Below are 14,374 nucleotides of genomic sequence, written 5' to 3'. Positions count from 1 at the left end.
CCTAGACGGTGCGCCCGGAGGGCCCGCCCGGCCCTACCCCCACGGAGCCGCGAATCCCCGCACCCCGTCGGCATGTCGGCATCACGACACGTATCGGTCGAGGAGGTCGAGGAGATCCCCGCCACGATGTTCTTGCGTGATGCGTTATGACGGAAGAGCGTCGCAGTAGAGCACCGTCCCAGAGGACACTCCCGCCCCGTCCACGATCCGCTCAGGAGGGTTACCCGACGTGCTGACCCGAAGCGCCCGCCTGTTCCGCCGGATCGCCCTGACCGTGCTGGGTCTCGGCGTCCTCGGCCTCGGGATCGCGATGTTGGCGCTGCCGGGCCCGGGATTCCTCGTCGTGGCGCTCGGGTTCTTCATCCTGAGCCTGGAGTACGAGTGGGCGCGCGGCCGTTTCGAGCAGGCCCGGCGCAAGGCCGCCGACCTCGCCGATCAGGCGGCCGCGAACCGGTTCTCGTCGGCGTTCACGATTCTGTTCGCGCTGGGGATGATCGCCGCGGGAATCGCGTGGATCGTGGTCGACACCCTTCCCGCGTCCTCCGGGTGGTCCGGCGGAAGCCTGATCCTCAGTGGGCTCGTCATCCTGACCACCATGATCGTGAGTCTCTGGCAGGCGAAGGAGGCCCGCGATGCCGGCCGGCCCACGCCCGCCGAACTCCTCGCCCAACGGGAGCCGGAGAAGAGTCGATCCTGATGGGCGAAGGTCTACTGGCCCTGGGTGACCTGACTGATCCCGAGTACGTGCGGCTGGGCGTACACGCACTTGTACAGGGCCGCGCGGTCGACGGTCGACGCCTTCGCAACGTCGTACCGCAGCGGATAGATCCGGCTGGTGGCCAGCTGGTTGCGGTCCTTCGGCAGCTGGATGGCCCTGCCCACCGAGGGGCACGCGGCGCGCACCGCGTCCTTCTGCGCCTCGGTGGCTCCCGGGGCGAAGTACACGACGGCCTCCTGTTGCGGCGGCGGCCCGTCCAACGTCGCGTAGATCCCGAAGACGATCAGGCCGATGGTGGCGAGTACCGCCACGACAACCATCGTCTGGCGCCGAGGGTCGGCCAGGTAGCGAGCGGCACGGGTGACAGCAGGTGACGACGATGGGGCCACGTGGTGAGTCCTGTCACATCGGGGAAGGAAATCTGGTCCGGACGACGACTGGAGCACCGCCATGACCGGACCCCCAACGTAGTCCGCCGAGCGGGTCCGTAAGGTAAACGCCCTCATGAGGCTTAGCGACCTCCGCCACGGGTAACCGCCGGCCCACCGCTGCGCGGCGTGCTCGTACCGGTTCACCGTCGACCGGCGGCGCTGTGCCCGCGATCGCGCCCAACGGCGGGCGACCCCGATGACATCGACCCCGATGATCATCAATTATCCGACGATCATCGATCCAACGATGATCACAACCAGTGGACCATGGGAGCGAGGAACAGGTCGTGCCATCCCTGATCGAGGACTACGCGCTGATCGGCGACACCCACTCCGCGGCGCTCGTGTCGCGCACTGGGTCGATCGACTGGTTGTGCCTGCCCCGATTCGACTCGCCGTCGTGCTTCGCCGCCCTGCTCGGCGACTCCGAGGCCGGCCACTGGAAGATCGCGCCCGTCGAGCCGGTCCTGGGCATCAGCCGGCGCTACCGGGGCGACACGCTGGTGCTGGAGACGGACATGACGACCGCGTCCGGCACCGTGCGCATCGTCGACGCGATGTTCCCCCGCGCCGGCACGCACACCGTGCTCCGCCTGGTCGAATGCCTCGAGGGTGCGGTCCACCTCCGATCGGAGACCCGGTTCCGCTTCGACTACGGCTCCATCGTGCCGTGGGTCCGCCGGGTGGACGAGCACACCATGTCGGCGGTGGCCGGGCCGGATGCGGTCACCCTGCGGACAACCGCCCCGGTGGAGGGGCACGACATGGCCACCTACGCCGACTTCCACGTCGCCGCCGGCCAGTCGGTACCGTTCTCGCTGACCTGGACCCCCTCCCACCAGACTCCCCCGCCGTCCCACGACGTCCGGCGCATGATCACCCTCACCGAGGCGTGGTGGTCGGCCTGGATGGCGGGCTGCACCTACGACGGCCAGTGGCAGCCGGCCGTCCGCCGGTCGCTGATCACCCTCAAGGCGCTCACCTACGCCCCGACCGGAGGGATCGTCGCCGCCGTCACGACCTCGCTGCCGGAACACATCGGCGGCGTGCGCAACTGGGACTACCGGTACTGCTGGCTGCGGGACGCGACGATCACGCTGCTCGCCCTGCTCGACGCCGGGTTCACCAGCGAGGCAACCGCCTGGCGGGAGTGGCTGCTGCGCGCGGTCGCCGGCGACCCCTCCCGGGTACAGATCATGTACGGCGTGGCCGGGGAACGCCGGCTGCCCGAATACGAGATCCCGTGGCTACCGGGGTACGAGAACTCCGCCCCGGTGCGGGTCGGCAACGCCGCCGTCGACCAGTTCCAGCTCGACGTCTACGGCGAGGTCCTCGACGCCCTGCATGTCGCGCGGGTCGCGGTCGCCAACCGTCGCCAGCCCGTGCCCGGGCTAGCGCTCCCCGGCGGGCAGACCATCACCGAGAGCCATGCGGACGACTCCTGGCCGCTGCAGACCAAGCTGATGGACTTCCTCGAGACCGGCTGGCGGAAGACCGACGAGGGCATCTGGGAGGTACGCGGCCCCCGCCGCCACTTCGTCCACTCGAAGGTGATGGCCTGGGTCGCGGCCGACCGGGCGGTACGCGGGATCGTCGAGTCCCGGCTACCGGGCCCCGTCGACCGCTGGTCGGCGCTGCGGGACGAGATCCACACGGAGGTCTGCACCCGCGGGTTCGACTCCGAACGCAACACCTTCACCCAGTTCTACGGCTCCAAAGAACTCGACGCGGCGCTGCTGTACATGCCGCTGGTGGGGTTCCTGCCCGCCACCGACCCCCGCGCCGTGGGAACAGTCGCCGCCATCGAGCGGGAGCTGATGGAGGACGGGTTCGTCCTGCGGTATCCGACGGCCGAGGACGGCGCGGTCGACGGACTGCCCGCGGGCGAGGGCGCCTTCCTGGCCTGCACCTTCTGGTTGGCCGACAACTACGCCCTGTCCGGGCGGGTCCACGAGGCTCAGGAGCTGTTCGAACGCCTGCTGTCGTTGCGTAACGACGTCGGGCTCCTCGCGGAGGAGTACGACCCCAGGCTGGGCCGGATGACGGGTAACTTCCCGCAGGCGTTCAGCCACGTCCCCCTGGTCAACACCGCGCGGACGCTCACCGACGCGCTGCGCGGCACACCGCGCTCGCGCACCGACCGGGCCCACCCGCCCGGCCACTTCTTCGGCTGAGCCCGCGGGACACCCGGCTGGCTACCGGGCTGACTACCGGCTCGTAACATACCGTGCACGCCGATACTGGATTCGTACGATCGGCGTGATCGGGATTCACGCTTTCGACGGACGGGCAGGGGACGGGCGTGGCAGGTCGCATCGCGGTGATCGGCGGTGGAATTCTCGGGCTGGCGGTCGCCCGTCGGCTCGGGCAGGTCGAACCGGGATCGGCCGTGACGGTGTTCGAGAAGGAACAGGACATCGCCCGGCATCAGACCGGCCGCAACAGCGGCGTCGTCCACACCGGTCTCTACTACGTCCCAGGCTCGCTCAAAGCGACCCTGTGCCGCCGTGGGGTCGGGCTGCTGCGGGAGTTCTGCGCCACGCACCGCATCCGGTACGACGAGTGCGGCAAGATCGTGGTCGCCATCGACAACAGCGAGCTCGAACGGTTGGCCGAAATCGAGAAGCGGGCGGCGGCGAACGGCGTACCGCGGACCCGGATGCTCGACGCCGACGAGCTGCGGTCCGTCGAACCCCACGCCCGCGGGGTCGCCGCCCTGCACTCACCCACCACCGCCATCATCGACTATCCCGGGGTCGCGCGGGCCCTGCGTACCGAGATCGTCGCCGCTGGCGGGGCCGTGCGCACCGGAGCCGAGGTGATCGGGGTGGAGGATCGCCCAGCCGGCGTCCACCTCCGCCTCACGGTCGCCGGAACCGCGCGCGCGCGACCCAACGGCAATCACGAGCTAGCGTCCCGCGACGGTGGCCGGGTCGCCGTCGTCTCCGAAAGCGTCGGGCCGTTCGACCTGCTGATCTCCTGTGCCGGGCTGCAGTCGGACCTGGTGGCGACGCTGACCGGTGAGGACGCCTCCCCGCAGATCGTTCCCTTCCGGGGCGACTACTGGCTGCTGCGCCCCGAGCGGCGTGGCCTCGTCCATGGGCTGATCTATCCGGTTCCGGATCCGCGATATCCCTTCCTCGGCATCCATCTCACCAAGCGCATCGACGGGGAGATCCTGGTCGGGCCGAACGCGGTGCTGGCCACTGCCCGAGAGGGGTACACGGTCGGCACCGTCCAGGGCACCGACCTGCGACGGACGCTCGCCTGGCCGGGGTTCCACAAGATGGCGAAGACCCACTGGAAGACCGGCGCCAAGGAGATGCTGCGCACGGCGAGCAAGCGGGCCTTCGTCGCCGAGGCCCGGCGCTATGTCCCCGACCTGCGGGCCACCGACGTGGTTCGCGGCCCCGCGGGAGTCCGGGCCCAGGCCGTCGCCCGCGACGGTAGCCTCGTCGACGACTTCGTCCTGTCCCACAACGGGCGGGTCGTGCATGTCCGTAACGCGCCGTCTCCCGGCGCGACGGCGTCGTTGGCGATCGCTGAGCACATCGTCAGCAAAATCGTTCCCGAACGGGCCGGCTGACGGGCCCGAGAAACCGACAAGCCCGAGATTGACAATCCCGCGGCAACCCGTGCATCAAACCCGACGCGGCCACCCACCAGGCCACGGTAGACGCTGGGATGGGCGAAGCCGGTCGAGGTTTTCAACGATTTGCTGGCGAAACACGCGTCGCTATGACCGCCTGATTCCGCCCCCGCGTGAGGCCGCCGTTCACACCGTGTAGGGACGCTTCTCCCTGGCCTCCGCGAGCGCGACCGCCCACCACTCGAGTTGCCTGATCAAGGTCTGGGCAGCGGTGTTGCAGCCTTCGGGATCCTTGGGCGTGCCGTCGGCGTGGAACTGGGCCCAGGCACCGTGGAAGCTGACCGTATCGCGGATGGTGACCGCGTGCAACTCGGCGAAGACCTGGCGCAGGTGCTCCACCGCGCGCAGGCCGCCCGCCTGGCCGCCGTAGGAAACGAAACCCACCGGCTTCGCCTGCCACTCGGTGTAATGCCAGTCGATGACATTCTTGAGAACGGCCGGATAACTGTGGTTGTACTCGAGGGTGATCACGACGAAGGCGTCGGCCGCGGCAAGCTGCCGGGTGACGTCCGCCAGTTCCGCGACTTCTGGACCGTTGGAGGTACCCAGCCTCTCCGGCAGCCTGACGTCGTCGAGGTCGACGACATTCGTGACGATCGAATCGTGGGCGGATACCTGCTTGGTGAACCACTGGGCGACCACCGGGGCGAAACGTCCCACCCTGTTGCTTCCAATAACTACCGCGAGGTTGATGGGCTGATCGAGCATGAAAGTCCTCTCATTCCGCGAATCGGCGAGATCCGCTCTCGCCAGCAGGCGCCCGGAACTCTAAAACCTCAACCATGATTGAAGTCAAGGTCGTCTCCCGGCCGGTGGGCCGCGCATTCATGCGGGTGCTATGCGGGCGGCGGTGAACGACTCCGCGCGGGCCGACCGGCAGCGCGACCCACTACGTCATCTCTCGACTCCGTTGACCTCAACTTTGGTTGAGGTTGCAGACTTTACGCGTCACCACCTCGTCACCGGATGCAGCAGGGCGCTTCGAGGGAGAGCAAGGATGTCAGCGCTGGCCGCGCCTGCGGAGGGGCCGGAACTCAGCCGGACGACTACCCGGGTGGTCCTCTTCGGGCTCCTCACCGGTGTGTTCATGTCCGCGCTGGACATGACGATCATGGCGACCGCCACCCGGACCGTGGCGGACTCGCTGCACGGGCTCGCCGCCCAGGCATGGATCACCAGCGCCTACCTGATGACCATGACCATCTCAGCGACCATCCGTGAGAAGAAGACGGCGACAACGCGGGAACACCCCACCCCTGCCGACCACGGCGCCCCCGTCACCGACGGGTAACCAGACCGGTACGGAAAACCCATGTCCGCGCTGCCACGCGGCAGAAACCCCACCTCCGCGCCGAGGCGCGGAGCAACCCGACAGGAGAGTGGAACCGATGAAAGACGCCGCATTCTTCGACCCCGGCCCACCCAACGTCCTCCAACTCGTCGAACTGCCCCAGCCCGAACCCGGCCCCGGCGAGATCCGAGTACGGGTACGGGCCGCCGGCGTCCAGCCAGTCGACCTGGCGACCCGCGAGGGCTGGATACCCCCCCGGCGTCGAACTCAGCCGTCCCCAGATACTCGGCAACGAGTTCGCCGGTACCGTCGACCTGACCGGCCCGGACGTCACCGGCATCACCACCGGCGACGAAGTCCTCGGCTTCCGTTCCCTGGGCTGCTACGCGGAATACCTGGTCGTCCCCACCGACCAGGTGGTACCCAGACCCGCCGCACTGCCCGCACAGATCGCCGGCGGACTCTCCGGCGCCGGACAAACCGCCCACACCGCCGTCGAGGAACTCAAGATCGGCTCAGGCGACACCTTCCTCATCCACGCCGCCGCCGGCGCCGTCGGCACCATCGCCGTCCAACTCGCAACGCTCGCCGGCGCCACCGTGATCGGCACCGCCAGCTACCTACGCTCCCTCGGCGCCACCCCCGTCGCCTACGGCGACGGCCTCGTCGACCGCGTACGTGCCCTCGCCCCCAACGGAGTAACCGCCAGCCTGGACGCCGCCGGCGCCGACGGACTACGCGCCGCAGTCGAACTCGTCCCGGACCGGCACCGCATTGGCACCATCGTCGCCTTCGACCTCTACCAGGAACTCGGCGTCCGCTGGCTAGGCAGAAAACGCTCCGCGGCACGACTCTCGGAGCTGGTCGGGCTGTACACACGAGGACAGCTGAAGATCGGGCTACGCCAGGCCTACCCGCTGGAGCGCGCCGCCGACGCCCACCGCGACGTCGGCACCAGCCACAGCCGAGGCAAGGTCGTACTGACCCCCGCATGACCTGCCCCCCATCCGCGTCGCGACGGGCGGCGACGCCGACGAGTCGAACATGCGTTCCATATTTCTGGTGGGAGGCCCGTCTCCACCGCTTACCCTGCGTCTGCGTTCCGTTCGGCACCGATGCTGGAGAGCTGGGCCCAGAAGGCTCGTTCAAGGCGTGCCGGCCGTGGAGCGGGCGGGACGATCACCGCCCCGCAGCAGAGTGCGGGCCCGGCGACGCGGTCGGGAGATCGGCTCGGCGCGCCGCTTCGAGAAGGCGCTTGTCGTAGGTGACGAACGCCTCCAACCGGGTGTCGTTCTCGTCGGACAGCCGAAGGGCGGTAGCGAGGTGAATGGCATCGAGAGACCGCAGGAGCGGGTCATCGAAGGCGGCCGCGACGGTGCGCACGTGGGCATCGATTTCCAGGCGGTACATCCGGTCCAATACCCGCGGCACGCGTCCCGATGCTTCCGGGGCCGCTCGTTGTAGATGGCCTCCTCGATCTGGGCGCGGTCGTCGGCGTCGAGGGTGCTCAGATCGTTCTCGACACGGCGGATGAGCTGCCGCAGCCGGCTGATCTTGTCCTCGGAGGGCATCGCGTCGCGACGGGCCCAGCTTCAGCGCCGTGGACGGCAGGGGGGCCGTTGACGGGGCCGTCTGGGCAGCACACGACGAGGGCATCGGAGGCGGTTCCGGTGCCGGGCACGCCGGCTTCGAGCAGCGCCTGGGTTCTGGCTTCCGTGGCTGTGATGACGGCGTTGACGAGGGCAGCGTCGCCGCTGCGCCTTGGCGAGGTCCCCGGTCAGGGCCGGCGCGGGCGCGCCGCAACGCACCAGCACGTACGACTCGGGCTTGCCGTTCGGGTACGGCTGCTTGACCGTGAGGACCTCGTAGCTGCCTGGACCGGTCGTTCGACCGCATGCGAATGTTCGAGCTTGCGTGCGGAAACGCGACCCGAGGAGAAGAAGGACCGCATGATCGAGCACAAGGTGCGTGTCTACCGCAGCGAGGAGCGGCTGGCCCGCGAGGAGCAGCTCGCCTGGAAGATCGCCGCGGTCGCGTCCGATCCGGTGGAGGTGACCCTGGAGGTCACCGAGATGGCCATCAACCGTGTGATCGACAACGCCGGGGTGGCTGCGGCGTCCCTAGCTCGCAAGCCGGTAACGGCGGCGCGGGAGCAGGCGCTGCGGCACGCCCCGCCGGCCGGCCGCGCCGGCGCCACCGTCTTCGGCCTGCCGCCCGAGACCAGGGTCTCGCCCGAATGGGCGGCGTGGGCGAACAGTGTCGCCGTGCGTGAGCTCGACTTCCACGACACGTTCCTCGCCGCCGACTACTCGCATCCCGGCGACAACATCCCGCCGATCCTCGCGGCGGCGCAGCACGCCGGGCTCGGCGGGCGCGACCTGCTGCGCGGCCTCGCCACCGGCTACGAGATCCTGGTGGCCCTGGTCCGCGCGATCTGCCTACACAAGCACAAGATCGATCACATCGCGCACCTCGGCCCATCGGCCGCGGCCGGTATCGGCACGCTGCTCGGCCTGCCGACCGAGACCGTCTACCAGGCGGTCGGTCAGGCGCTGCACACCACGACGACGACCAGGCAGTCCCGCAAGGGCGAGATTTCCAGCTGGAAAGCCTACGCCCCGGCGTTCGCCGGAAAGATCGCCGTTGAGGCCGTAGACCGGGCGATGCGGGGCGAGGGCGCGCCCTCGCCGATCTACGAGGGTGAAGACGGGGTGATCGCCTGGATGCTCGACGGCGCGGCGGCGCAGTACGTCGTCGGACTGCCCGGCCCCGGCGAGCCCAAGCTCGGCATCCTCGACACCTACACCAAAGAGCACTCGGCCGAGTACCAGAGCCAGGCGTTCATCGACCTGGCCCGCCGGCTCGGCCCGCGCCTCGGCGACAGCCTGGCGACGATGCGGTCGATCGTGATCCACACCAGCCACCACACCCACTACGTGATCGGCTCGGGTGCGAACGACCCGCAGAAGTACGACCCGAAGGCCAGCCGCGAGACCCTCGACCACTCGATCCCCTACATCTTCGCCGTCGCGCTGCAGGACCGGGACTGGCACCACGAGCGGTCCTACGCGCCCGAGCGCGCCGCCCGGCCGGACACCGTCGAGCTGTGGCAGAAGATCACCACGGTCGAGGACCCGGAGTGGACCCGCCGCTACCACGCGACCGACCCGGCCGAGAAGGCGTTCGGCGGCCGGGTCGTCGTCACCCTGGCCGACGGCTCCGTCGTCGCGGACGAGATCGCCGTCGCCGACGCCCATCCGCTGGGCGCCCGGCCGTTCGGACGGGCCGAGTATGTCGCGAAGTTCCGCCGGCTGGCCGAGGGCGTCGTGCCGACCGACGAGCAGGACCGCTTCCTCGACGCGGCGGTGCGGCTGCCGGAGTTGCGGCCCGACGAGCTCGGCGAGCTGACCCTGGTGCCTGACTGGCCGCTTTCGACCGACTCGGTCACCGGCCTGTTCTAGAGGGGAGGACCGATGCTGTACGCGAAGACGCTGGCGGCCGAGCGCAGGATCGCCCTGCGCGAGGCGTTGGCCCGCTCCCAGAGCGCGGGCGGCGGGTTGCTGCGCTTCCCCGGCGCGTTCAACCCGCTGTCCGCGCTGCTGATCCAGGAGCTCGGGTTCGACGGGGTGTACGTCTCGGGCGCGGTGCTGTCGGCCGACCTCGGCCTACCCGACATCGGGCTGACGACCCTGACCGAGGTTGCCGGGCGGTCTGGCGCGATCGCCCGGGTCACCGACCTGCCGGCGATCGTCGACGCCGACACCGGCTTCGGCGAACCGATGAACGTCGCCCGCACCATCCAGATGCTGGAGGATGCCGGCCTCGCCGGCTGCCACCTCGAAGACCAGGTCAACCCGAAACGCTGCGGCCATCTCGATGGCAAGTCGGTCGTCCCCACCGAGGAGATGGTCCGGCGGATCCGCGCGGCCGTCGCGGCGCGCCGCGACCCGAACTTCGTCCTCTGCGCCAGGACCGACGCCCGCGCGGTCGAGGGCCTCAACGCCGCGGCCGACCGGGCAAGGGCCTACGTCGACGCGGGCGCAGACATGATCTTCCCGGAGGCGATGACCGACCTCGACGAGTTCGCGGCCATCCGCAAGGCCGTGGACGTGCCGATCCTGGCGAACATGACCGAGTTCGGCAAAAGCGCGCTGTTCACCGTCGCGCAGCTGGAGTCGGTCGGCGTCAACCTCGTCATCTACCCGGTGACCCTGCTACGGCTGGCGATGGGCGCCGTCGAGGACGGCCTGCGCCGCATCCGCGACGAAGGCACCCAGGCCGGGCTGACCGACCGGATGCAGCACCGGGCCCGGCTCTACGAACTGATCGACTACGCCGACTACAATGCCTTCGACAGCGAGATCTTCAACGGCGGGGTCAAATGGTCGTAGCGACGCCGCCGACGTACCGGGAGAAACGCACGACTGCCCCAGGTGCGTCGCGGTCCGCCAACTGGTCGTCCGCCACCAGCGTGTCGACGGCCCCGCGCAAGGCCGCCATCCCCGACACTGTCATCCCGTGCTGGAACGGACGGACCCTGCGCTTCGAGTACGCCTGAGAGGTTGCGCCGAACCTCCTGCGTGGAAATCGGCGTTAGAAAACGGACTGGGCAGATCAGTTGACCTTATCGCCGTAGACGCGGTCGACCTTGAGGGTGAGCAGGACGCGGCGACCGGAGACCATTGTCACCCGGTACTCCTCCCAGTCCGGGTGATCGCCCGCGGCGATGCGGTAGTAGTCGACCAGGGCTTGCACCTCGGGTCCGTTCGGGTCGGTTCCCGGGCCGGTCACGGTGACGGTGCCTTCGGCGGTGGCCCACGACCAGCCGTCGGGGCTGGTGACCTCCAACGCGGCGCGCGGATTCCTGCGCAGGTTCAGGACTTTGGCCGTCCCCTCGCTCGTCGACACGTAGACGACGCCCGCATCCCGGTGATAGTAGGGCATCACGGGGGACAACTGGGGGAAGCCGTCCTGCTTGATCGTCGCGAGTACACCGAGACGGCTGCCCGCGAGCAGGTCACGCGGGCTGAACGGCGAACCAGTCATACGACGATTATGGTGCCGCACACAGGTATGGCGGCTCTCGGGGTGGTCTCCACCCCGCCTCGGCCTGAGTGCCCGGGGGCCGCCGCCGTGACTGGCTTGCCGAGGGCTGCAGGCGCCGCGGAGCGAGGACAACACCAATGTGCCAGCGGAAGCGTCGATGTCCGGCCCGCCCCGGGCGCGCCGGTCGTGGACGCGGCTCACGCCCGTCGATCGCGATCCGACGTGGAGGGGTGCGCGCAATTCCCCGCCGAAATCACTGGTCCCGGAAAGAGGGGCGGATTCCAGCCAAGTTCAGCTTGACTGAAGCCAGAAAGGTCGGTAGATTTCGGAAAGTACTGACGGAGAAATCCGTTGGTGTTTTCTTTCGTCGGCCGCTGCCAGGGTGAATGCGGGTCGGCGAAGTAGACCGGAACGCTTGTCGCGAAGGTGAAGCAGGGCTCCGGCGTGATCGCGGTCTGATTCGTTTGTCAGGGAAAGCCGTGGAGATCGAGTGCGGCAGTCGGGGTGGTGTGGTCGCGCCGGCCGGCGGGCGTAGGCCGCCAGGAGAGCGGGGCTGGCAGTCTTGGCAGAATGATCGGTGATCACGTAGACGGTCTCGCGGCTGGGGTTGCGGCCCTTTCACCCGCCGCCAGCGGATGATCCGGATGACCTGGGCGGCGTGCGGGAAGTCGAGGAACCCGACGGTGGCGACCTTCAACGTGCGGGTCTCGTCACGGCCGTGTCCGTGGTCGCGGGTGATCTCGACGGTGGGGATGTCGGTCCAGGGCAGGCGGGCGAGGCGGGCTCGTAGCAGGGGCTGGTTGGCCTTCACCACCGCGACGTAGTGGGCGTTCTTGACGGTGACGAGCCAGTCGAGGTTGGCCCGCACGGTGTGCATCGCGTCGAACGTGACCGTCACCCCGGCCAGGTCCAACCCGCCCAGCAGCGGTTGGAACGCGGCTGTTTCGTTGCTTTTCGCGTCGACTTCGACCTGGCCGGCGAGCAGCCCCGTCCCGTGGGTCGCCACGCCCAGCAGATGCACCTGGGTTCCGTCGGCCCTGTGTGCGCCACGGCTGGTTTTCCCGTCGACCGCCACCGCCGCGGGTGATCCATCCGCTGGGACGAGGGCGGTGTCGCCGAGCAGCGCGGCGGCGAGCGCGTCGCGGTCCACCCGGGCCAGCAGCCGCCGCAGTGTCGCTTCGTCGGGTATCCGGTGGCGGCCGGTGAACGGGTCGAACGGCAGCCGTAACCGGGCCAGCTCCGCCGGGCTCGCACGGGCGACCCACTGCCCGACCGCGCAGGCCGCGTCATGGCCGGCCGCGCTCAGCGCGCACAGCCACACCGCCAGCAGGCACGGCAGCGGGTAGACCCGGCCCCGCGGTGAACGCGGATCCGGCACCGTGGCGAGGCGCTCCCAGATTTCCTCCCGCAACACGCCACCGGCTGCCCCCACACCGGCCGCGACACGGGACAATGCCCCCACAGGCACGCCGCACCCCAGACCACGAAGACGTTAGACACCTGCGTGATCTACAAGCGGCGTGCCTGCTTTTCTGTCTGCGACACGTGGCCCGACCGTGGCCCCACCACGAGAAAGATCATCAGCCTTCCGGTAAGATTAACCGGTCAAATCCCCAACGTGCCGGAGCCCTGGGACAGCACTAGGGCGGCGACAAAGGTCTCCCGTCGACGCCGTCGCGTTTTCCCCGGCCAGCTGGCCACACTGCCACCTCGGAGGACGCCGCAGATGGACTCCACGTCAACATGATCACCCCGTTAGATCAAGTTTGACTGGCGCACTCCGCAGACTGTCCCACGCCCGGCGGGGGCACGTCGCCTGCATTCGGGAACACGGGCCGGCGTGAAGATGGCAGCAGTGCGGCGGCCCAGCGACCAGACGGGCGCGGACCTCACGCGAGCCCCGGCGCACCGACGATCTATCGAAAGCGGCACGACGCACGCTGACCAGCAGGTTTTCCTTCCGGACACGCACGTTCACGCGAGGCTCGTCCCGTCCGCATCTGGGGCCGTAAGGCGCGATGAGGTTACAAAACCATTGCAGACGGCCCGAGCACTGTCGCCATTCCGACTCGCGCCCCTACCCTCTCCCTCAACCTGATACGGCGCGGCCCGTCCGACCGTCTGGATCTTCTCCGACTCCCAGCGGAGACAGCCTGTGAGTACAGGGCAGCCGAGATACATCAACCAGCCGCGCCTATCCCCGCTACGCCTTGTAGTCGACCTCGAGCACTGAATTGGGGGCTCGAACCAATCGATCAACCTCTGGACCTGGACACCTTCCAACCGATCAACCAACAGAATTCATAGCGTTTACCTATTTGACTAAGCCAGACGGTTCGTCACGTTGCGTGGTGGACCTTACGTACCGACATCCGAACTGTTTGATCTTGGTTGCTGGCCCCGAAATCACTGTCCGACCGGTCGCTACCCGGGCTCTGACCAGGGGTGATGCACGATGATCGCGGCGACCGAGACATCATCAATCGGATCGAACAAACGTTCAGAACATCTGACGGTGTCGACCATGCCGCCGAGCCCCGGGTTCACCGGGCCGCTGGCGTAGAGCCATCCTTGATCGGCGGCGAGGGCGCGTGTAGGTATCCGATCTCTACACGTCACGGGTGTTCGCCCGCCGGCGCCAGGTATCGGCCGCGTGGCTGTTCAAGGGGCCTGGCTACCCTCGCGCCATGGACGTCAAGGCTCTGGGCAAGAACGGCGACCAGATCGACCGGCTGTTCACCGAGCCCGCGGAGCTACTCGTGCTGCAACACTGTCATCAGATCAAGCCGAGCGTGGTCGGCATGATGGACTCCTACGCCCACGACGCCCGGCGCCCCCACTCCTACATGATCATCGATGGGGCCGACACCGGACGCATCCTGAGGTCGCTGGGCCTGCTCCCGGTAACCCCAGCACATCCGCCTCTGCAGAACCAGGGAATGGGAACCTCACGGTCCTGATGTCCGCAGCGGAGGTCACCAGCGAACTCGGGAAGGCGCCGGAGCGGGGCAGCCAGACGGCGGAAGCCCGCAGGACGGCCCCGCGCCGCCGACATCCGACCCCAGGGCTTCGGTGAGGTAGCTCACCGCGTTGATCCGCTACATGCTGTAACAATGAGTGGGAGTGCTCTGCAGCGGTCGGCGGCGATGCCCTCAAGGGTTTCCTTTATCTTTCTGATCTTGTTGAGGCAGATTACTCCGAGGGCGAGGTTCCGGAAGCTCGCGAGGGTGTGGTTGGTG

General features: G+C 68.7%; 13 protein-coding genes and 3 pseudogenes. 9 read left to right on the top strand and 7 right to left on the bottom strand.

Translation table 11 applies throughout. The annotated features are described in order from the left end of the window. Positions 1–229: 229 nt before the first annotated feature. Positions 230–697 carry a PGPGW domain-containing protein gene (locus AC08OT_RS12525; RefSeq protein WP_462203488.1) on the top strand — a complete coding sequence of 156 codons (468 nt, stop codon included), beginning with the start codon at positions 230–232 and terminating at the stop codon, positions 695–697. Between the two features lie 11 nt (positions 698–708). Here AC08OT_RS12525 and AC08OT_RS12520 read toward each other — a convergent pair whose 3' ends face one another. Continuing rightward, the gene (locus tag AC08OT_RS12520) at positions 709–1,107 is read right to left on the bottom strand and encodes a hypothetical protein (RefSeq protein WP_476593180.1); all 399 of its coding nucleotides are present in this window, start codon (positions 1,105–1,107) and stop codon (positions 709–711) included. Positions 1,108–1,436: 329 nt separating this feature from the next. Between AC08OT_RS12520 and AC08OT_RS12515 the strand changes: the two genes are divergently transcribed. Together AC08OT_RS12515 and AC08OT_RS12510 are read left to right on the top strand one after the other, a co-directional pair. Then, complete coding sequence (locus tag AC08OT_RS12515; protein ID WP_476593179.1) at positions 1,437–3,323, top strand: glycoside hydrolase family 15 protein; 1,887 nt, start codon at positions 1,437–1,439, stop codon at positions 3,321–3,323. 128 nt (positions 3,324–3,451) lie between these two features. Next, positions 3,452–4,735 carry an L-2-hydroxyglutarate oxidase gene (locus AC08OT_RS12510; RefSeq protein ID WP_476593178.1) on the top strand — a complete coding sequence of 428 codons (1,284 nt, stop codon included), beginning with the start codon at positions 3,452–3,454 and terminating at the stop codon, positions 4,733–4,735. 189 nt (positions 4,736–4,924) lie between these two features. Here the strand turns inward: AC08OT_RS12510 and AC08OT_RS12505 are convergent, their stop codons facing one another. Further along, positions 4,925–5,506 (bottom strand): NADPH-dependent FMN reductase, encoded by a 582-nt coding sequence (locus AC08OT_RS12505; protein WP_476593177.1) that lies wholly within the window; start codon positions 5,504–5,506, stop codon positions 4,925–4,927. A 289-nt stretch (positions 5,507–5,795) separates the two neighbouring features. On the opposite strand from AC08OT_RS12505, the gene AC08OT_RS12500 reads away from it, so the two are divergent. The 3 genes and pseudogenes from AC08OT_RS12500 (at position 5,796) to AC08OT_RS12490 (ending at position 7,084) form a co-directional block, all read left to right on the top strand. After that, entirely contained in the window at positions 5,796–6,089 is a 294-nt protein-coding gene (locus AC08OT_RS12500) for a hypothetical protein (protein ID WP_476593176.1), read from the top strand. A 281-nt stretch (positions 6,090–6,370) separates the two neighbouring features. Continuing rightward, positions 6,371–6,460 (top strand): annotated as a pseudogene (locus AC08OT_RS12495) (hypothetical protein); the annotation flags it as partial. A 45-nt stretch (positions 6,461–6,505) separates the two neighbouring features. Then, a complete protein-coding gene (locus tag AC08OT_RS12490) occupies positions 6,506–7,084 on the top strand; it encodes a zinc-binding dehydrogenase (RefSeq protein WP_476593175.1) in 579 nt (192 codons plus the stop codon). Between the two features lie 184 nt (positions 7,085–7,268). Here the strand turns inward: AC08OT_RS12490 and AC08OT_RS12485 are convergent, their stop codons facing one another. Then, entirely contained in the window at positions 7,269–7,520 is a 252-nt protein-coding gene (locus AC08OT_RS12485) for a PIN domain-containing protein (protein WP_476593174.1), read from the bottom strand. Positions 7,521–7,596: 76 nt separating this feature from the next. Further along, positions 7,597–7,785: a hypothetical protein gene (locus tag AC08OT_RS12480; RefSeq protein WP_462203489.1), complete on the bottom strand. Its 189-nt coding sequence runs from the start codon at positions 7,783–7,785 to the stop codon at positions 7,597–7,599. 253 nt (positions 7,786–8,038) lie between these two features. Here AC08OT_RS12480 and AC08OT_RS12475 point away from each other — a divergent pair, with 253 nt between their 5' ends. Together AC08OT_RS12475 and prpB are read left to right on the top strand one after the other, a co-directional pair. Then, positions 8,039–9,550 carry an MmgE/PrpD family protein gene (locus tag AC08OT_RS12475; protein ID WP_476602838.1) on the top strand — a complete coding sequence of 504 codons (1,512 nt, stop codon included), beginning with the start codon at positions 8,039–8,041 and terminating at the stop codon, positions 9,548–9,550. A gap of 12 nt (positions 9,551–9,562) precedes the next feature. Continuing rightward, positions 9,563–10,480: a methylisocitrate lyase gene (gene prpB, locus AC08OT_RS12470; RefSeq protein ID WP_476593172.1), complete on the top strand. Its 918-nt coding sequence runs from the start codon at positions 9,563–9,565 to the stop codon at positions 10,478–10,480. Positions 10,481–10,703: 223 nt separating this feature from the next. On the opposite strand, the gene AC08OT_RS12465 is transcribed toward prpB, so the two are convergent. The 3 genes and pseudogenes from AC08OT_RS12465 to AC08OT_RS12455 form a co-directional block, all read right to left on the bottom strand. Further along, positions 10,704–11,135 carry a PPOX class F420-dependent oxidoreductase gene (locus AC08OT_RS12465; RefSeq protein ID WP_476593170.1) on the bottom strand — a complete coding sequence of 144 codons (432 nt, stop codon included), beginning with the start codon at positions 11,133–11,135 and terminating at the stop codon, positions 10,704–10,706. A gap of 287 nt (positions 11,136–11,422) precedes the next feature. Then, positions 11,423–11,566, bottom strand: a pseudogene (locus AC08OT_RS12460) (transposase); the annotation flags it as partial. A 239-nt stretch (positions 11,567–11,805) separates the two neighbouring features. Then, positions 11,806–12,513, bottom strand: a pseudogene (locus tag AC08OT_RS12455) (ISAs1 family transposase); the annotation flags it as partial. Positions 12,514–13,822: 1,309 nt separating this feature from the next. Here AC08OT_RS12455 and AC08OT_RS12450 point away from each other — a divergent pair. Further along, entirely contained in the window at positions 13,823–14,095 is a 273-nt protein-coding gene (locus AC08OT_RS12450; RefSeq protein WP_476595882.1) for a hypothetical protein, read from the top strand. Positions 14,096–14,374 lie beyond the last annotated feature (279 nt).

This window comes from Frankia sp. CgJB1 (assembly GCF_977947065.1).
This window is presented reverse-complemented; position numbering and strand designations above follow the sequence as displayed.

Bases quoted from the DNA above. Each gene is read 5' to 3' on its own strand.
- AC08OT_RS12475 (WP_476602838.1), top strand. From the start codon at position 8,039: ATGATCGAGCACAAGGTGCGTGTCTACCGCAGCGAGGAGCGGCTGGCC.
- prpB (WP_476593172.1), top strand. From the start codon at position 9,563: ATGCTGTACGCGAAGACGCTGGCGGCCGAGCGCAGGATCGCCCTGCGC.
- AC08OT_RS12505 (WP_476593177.1), bottom strand. From the start codon at position 5,506: ATGCTCGATCAGCCCATCAACCTCGCGGTAGTTATTGGAAGCAACAGG.
- AC08OT_RS12500 (WP_476593176.1), top strand. From the start codon at position 5,796: ATGTCAGCGCTGGCCGCGCCTGCGGAGGGGCCGGAACTCAGCCGGACG.
- AC08OT_RS12450 (WP_476595882.1), top strand. From the start codon at position 13,823: ATGGACGTCAAGGCTCTGGGCAAGAACGGCGACCAGATCGACCGGCTG.
- AC08OT_RS12465 (WP_476593170.1), bottom strand. From the start codon at position 11,135: ATGACTGGTTCGCCGTTCAGCCCGCGTGACCTGCTCGCGGGCAGCCGT.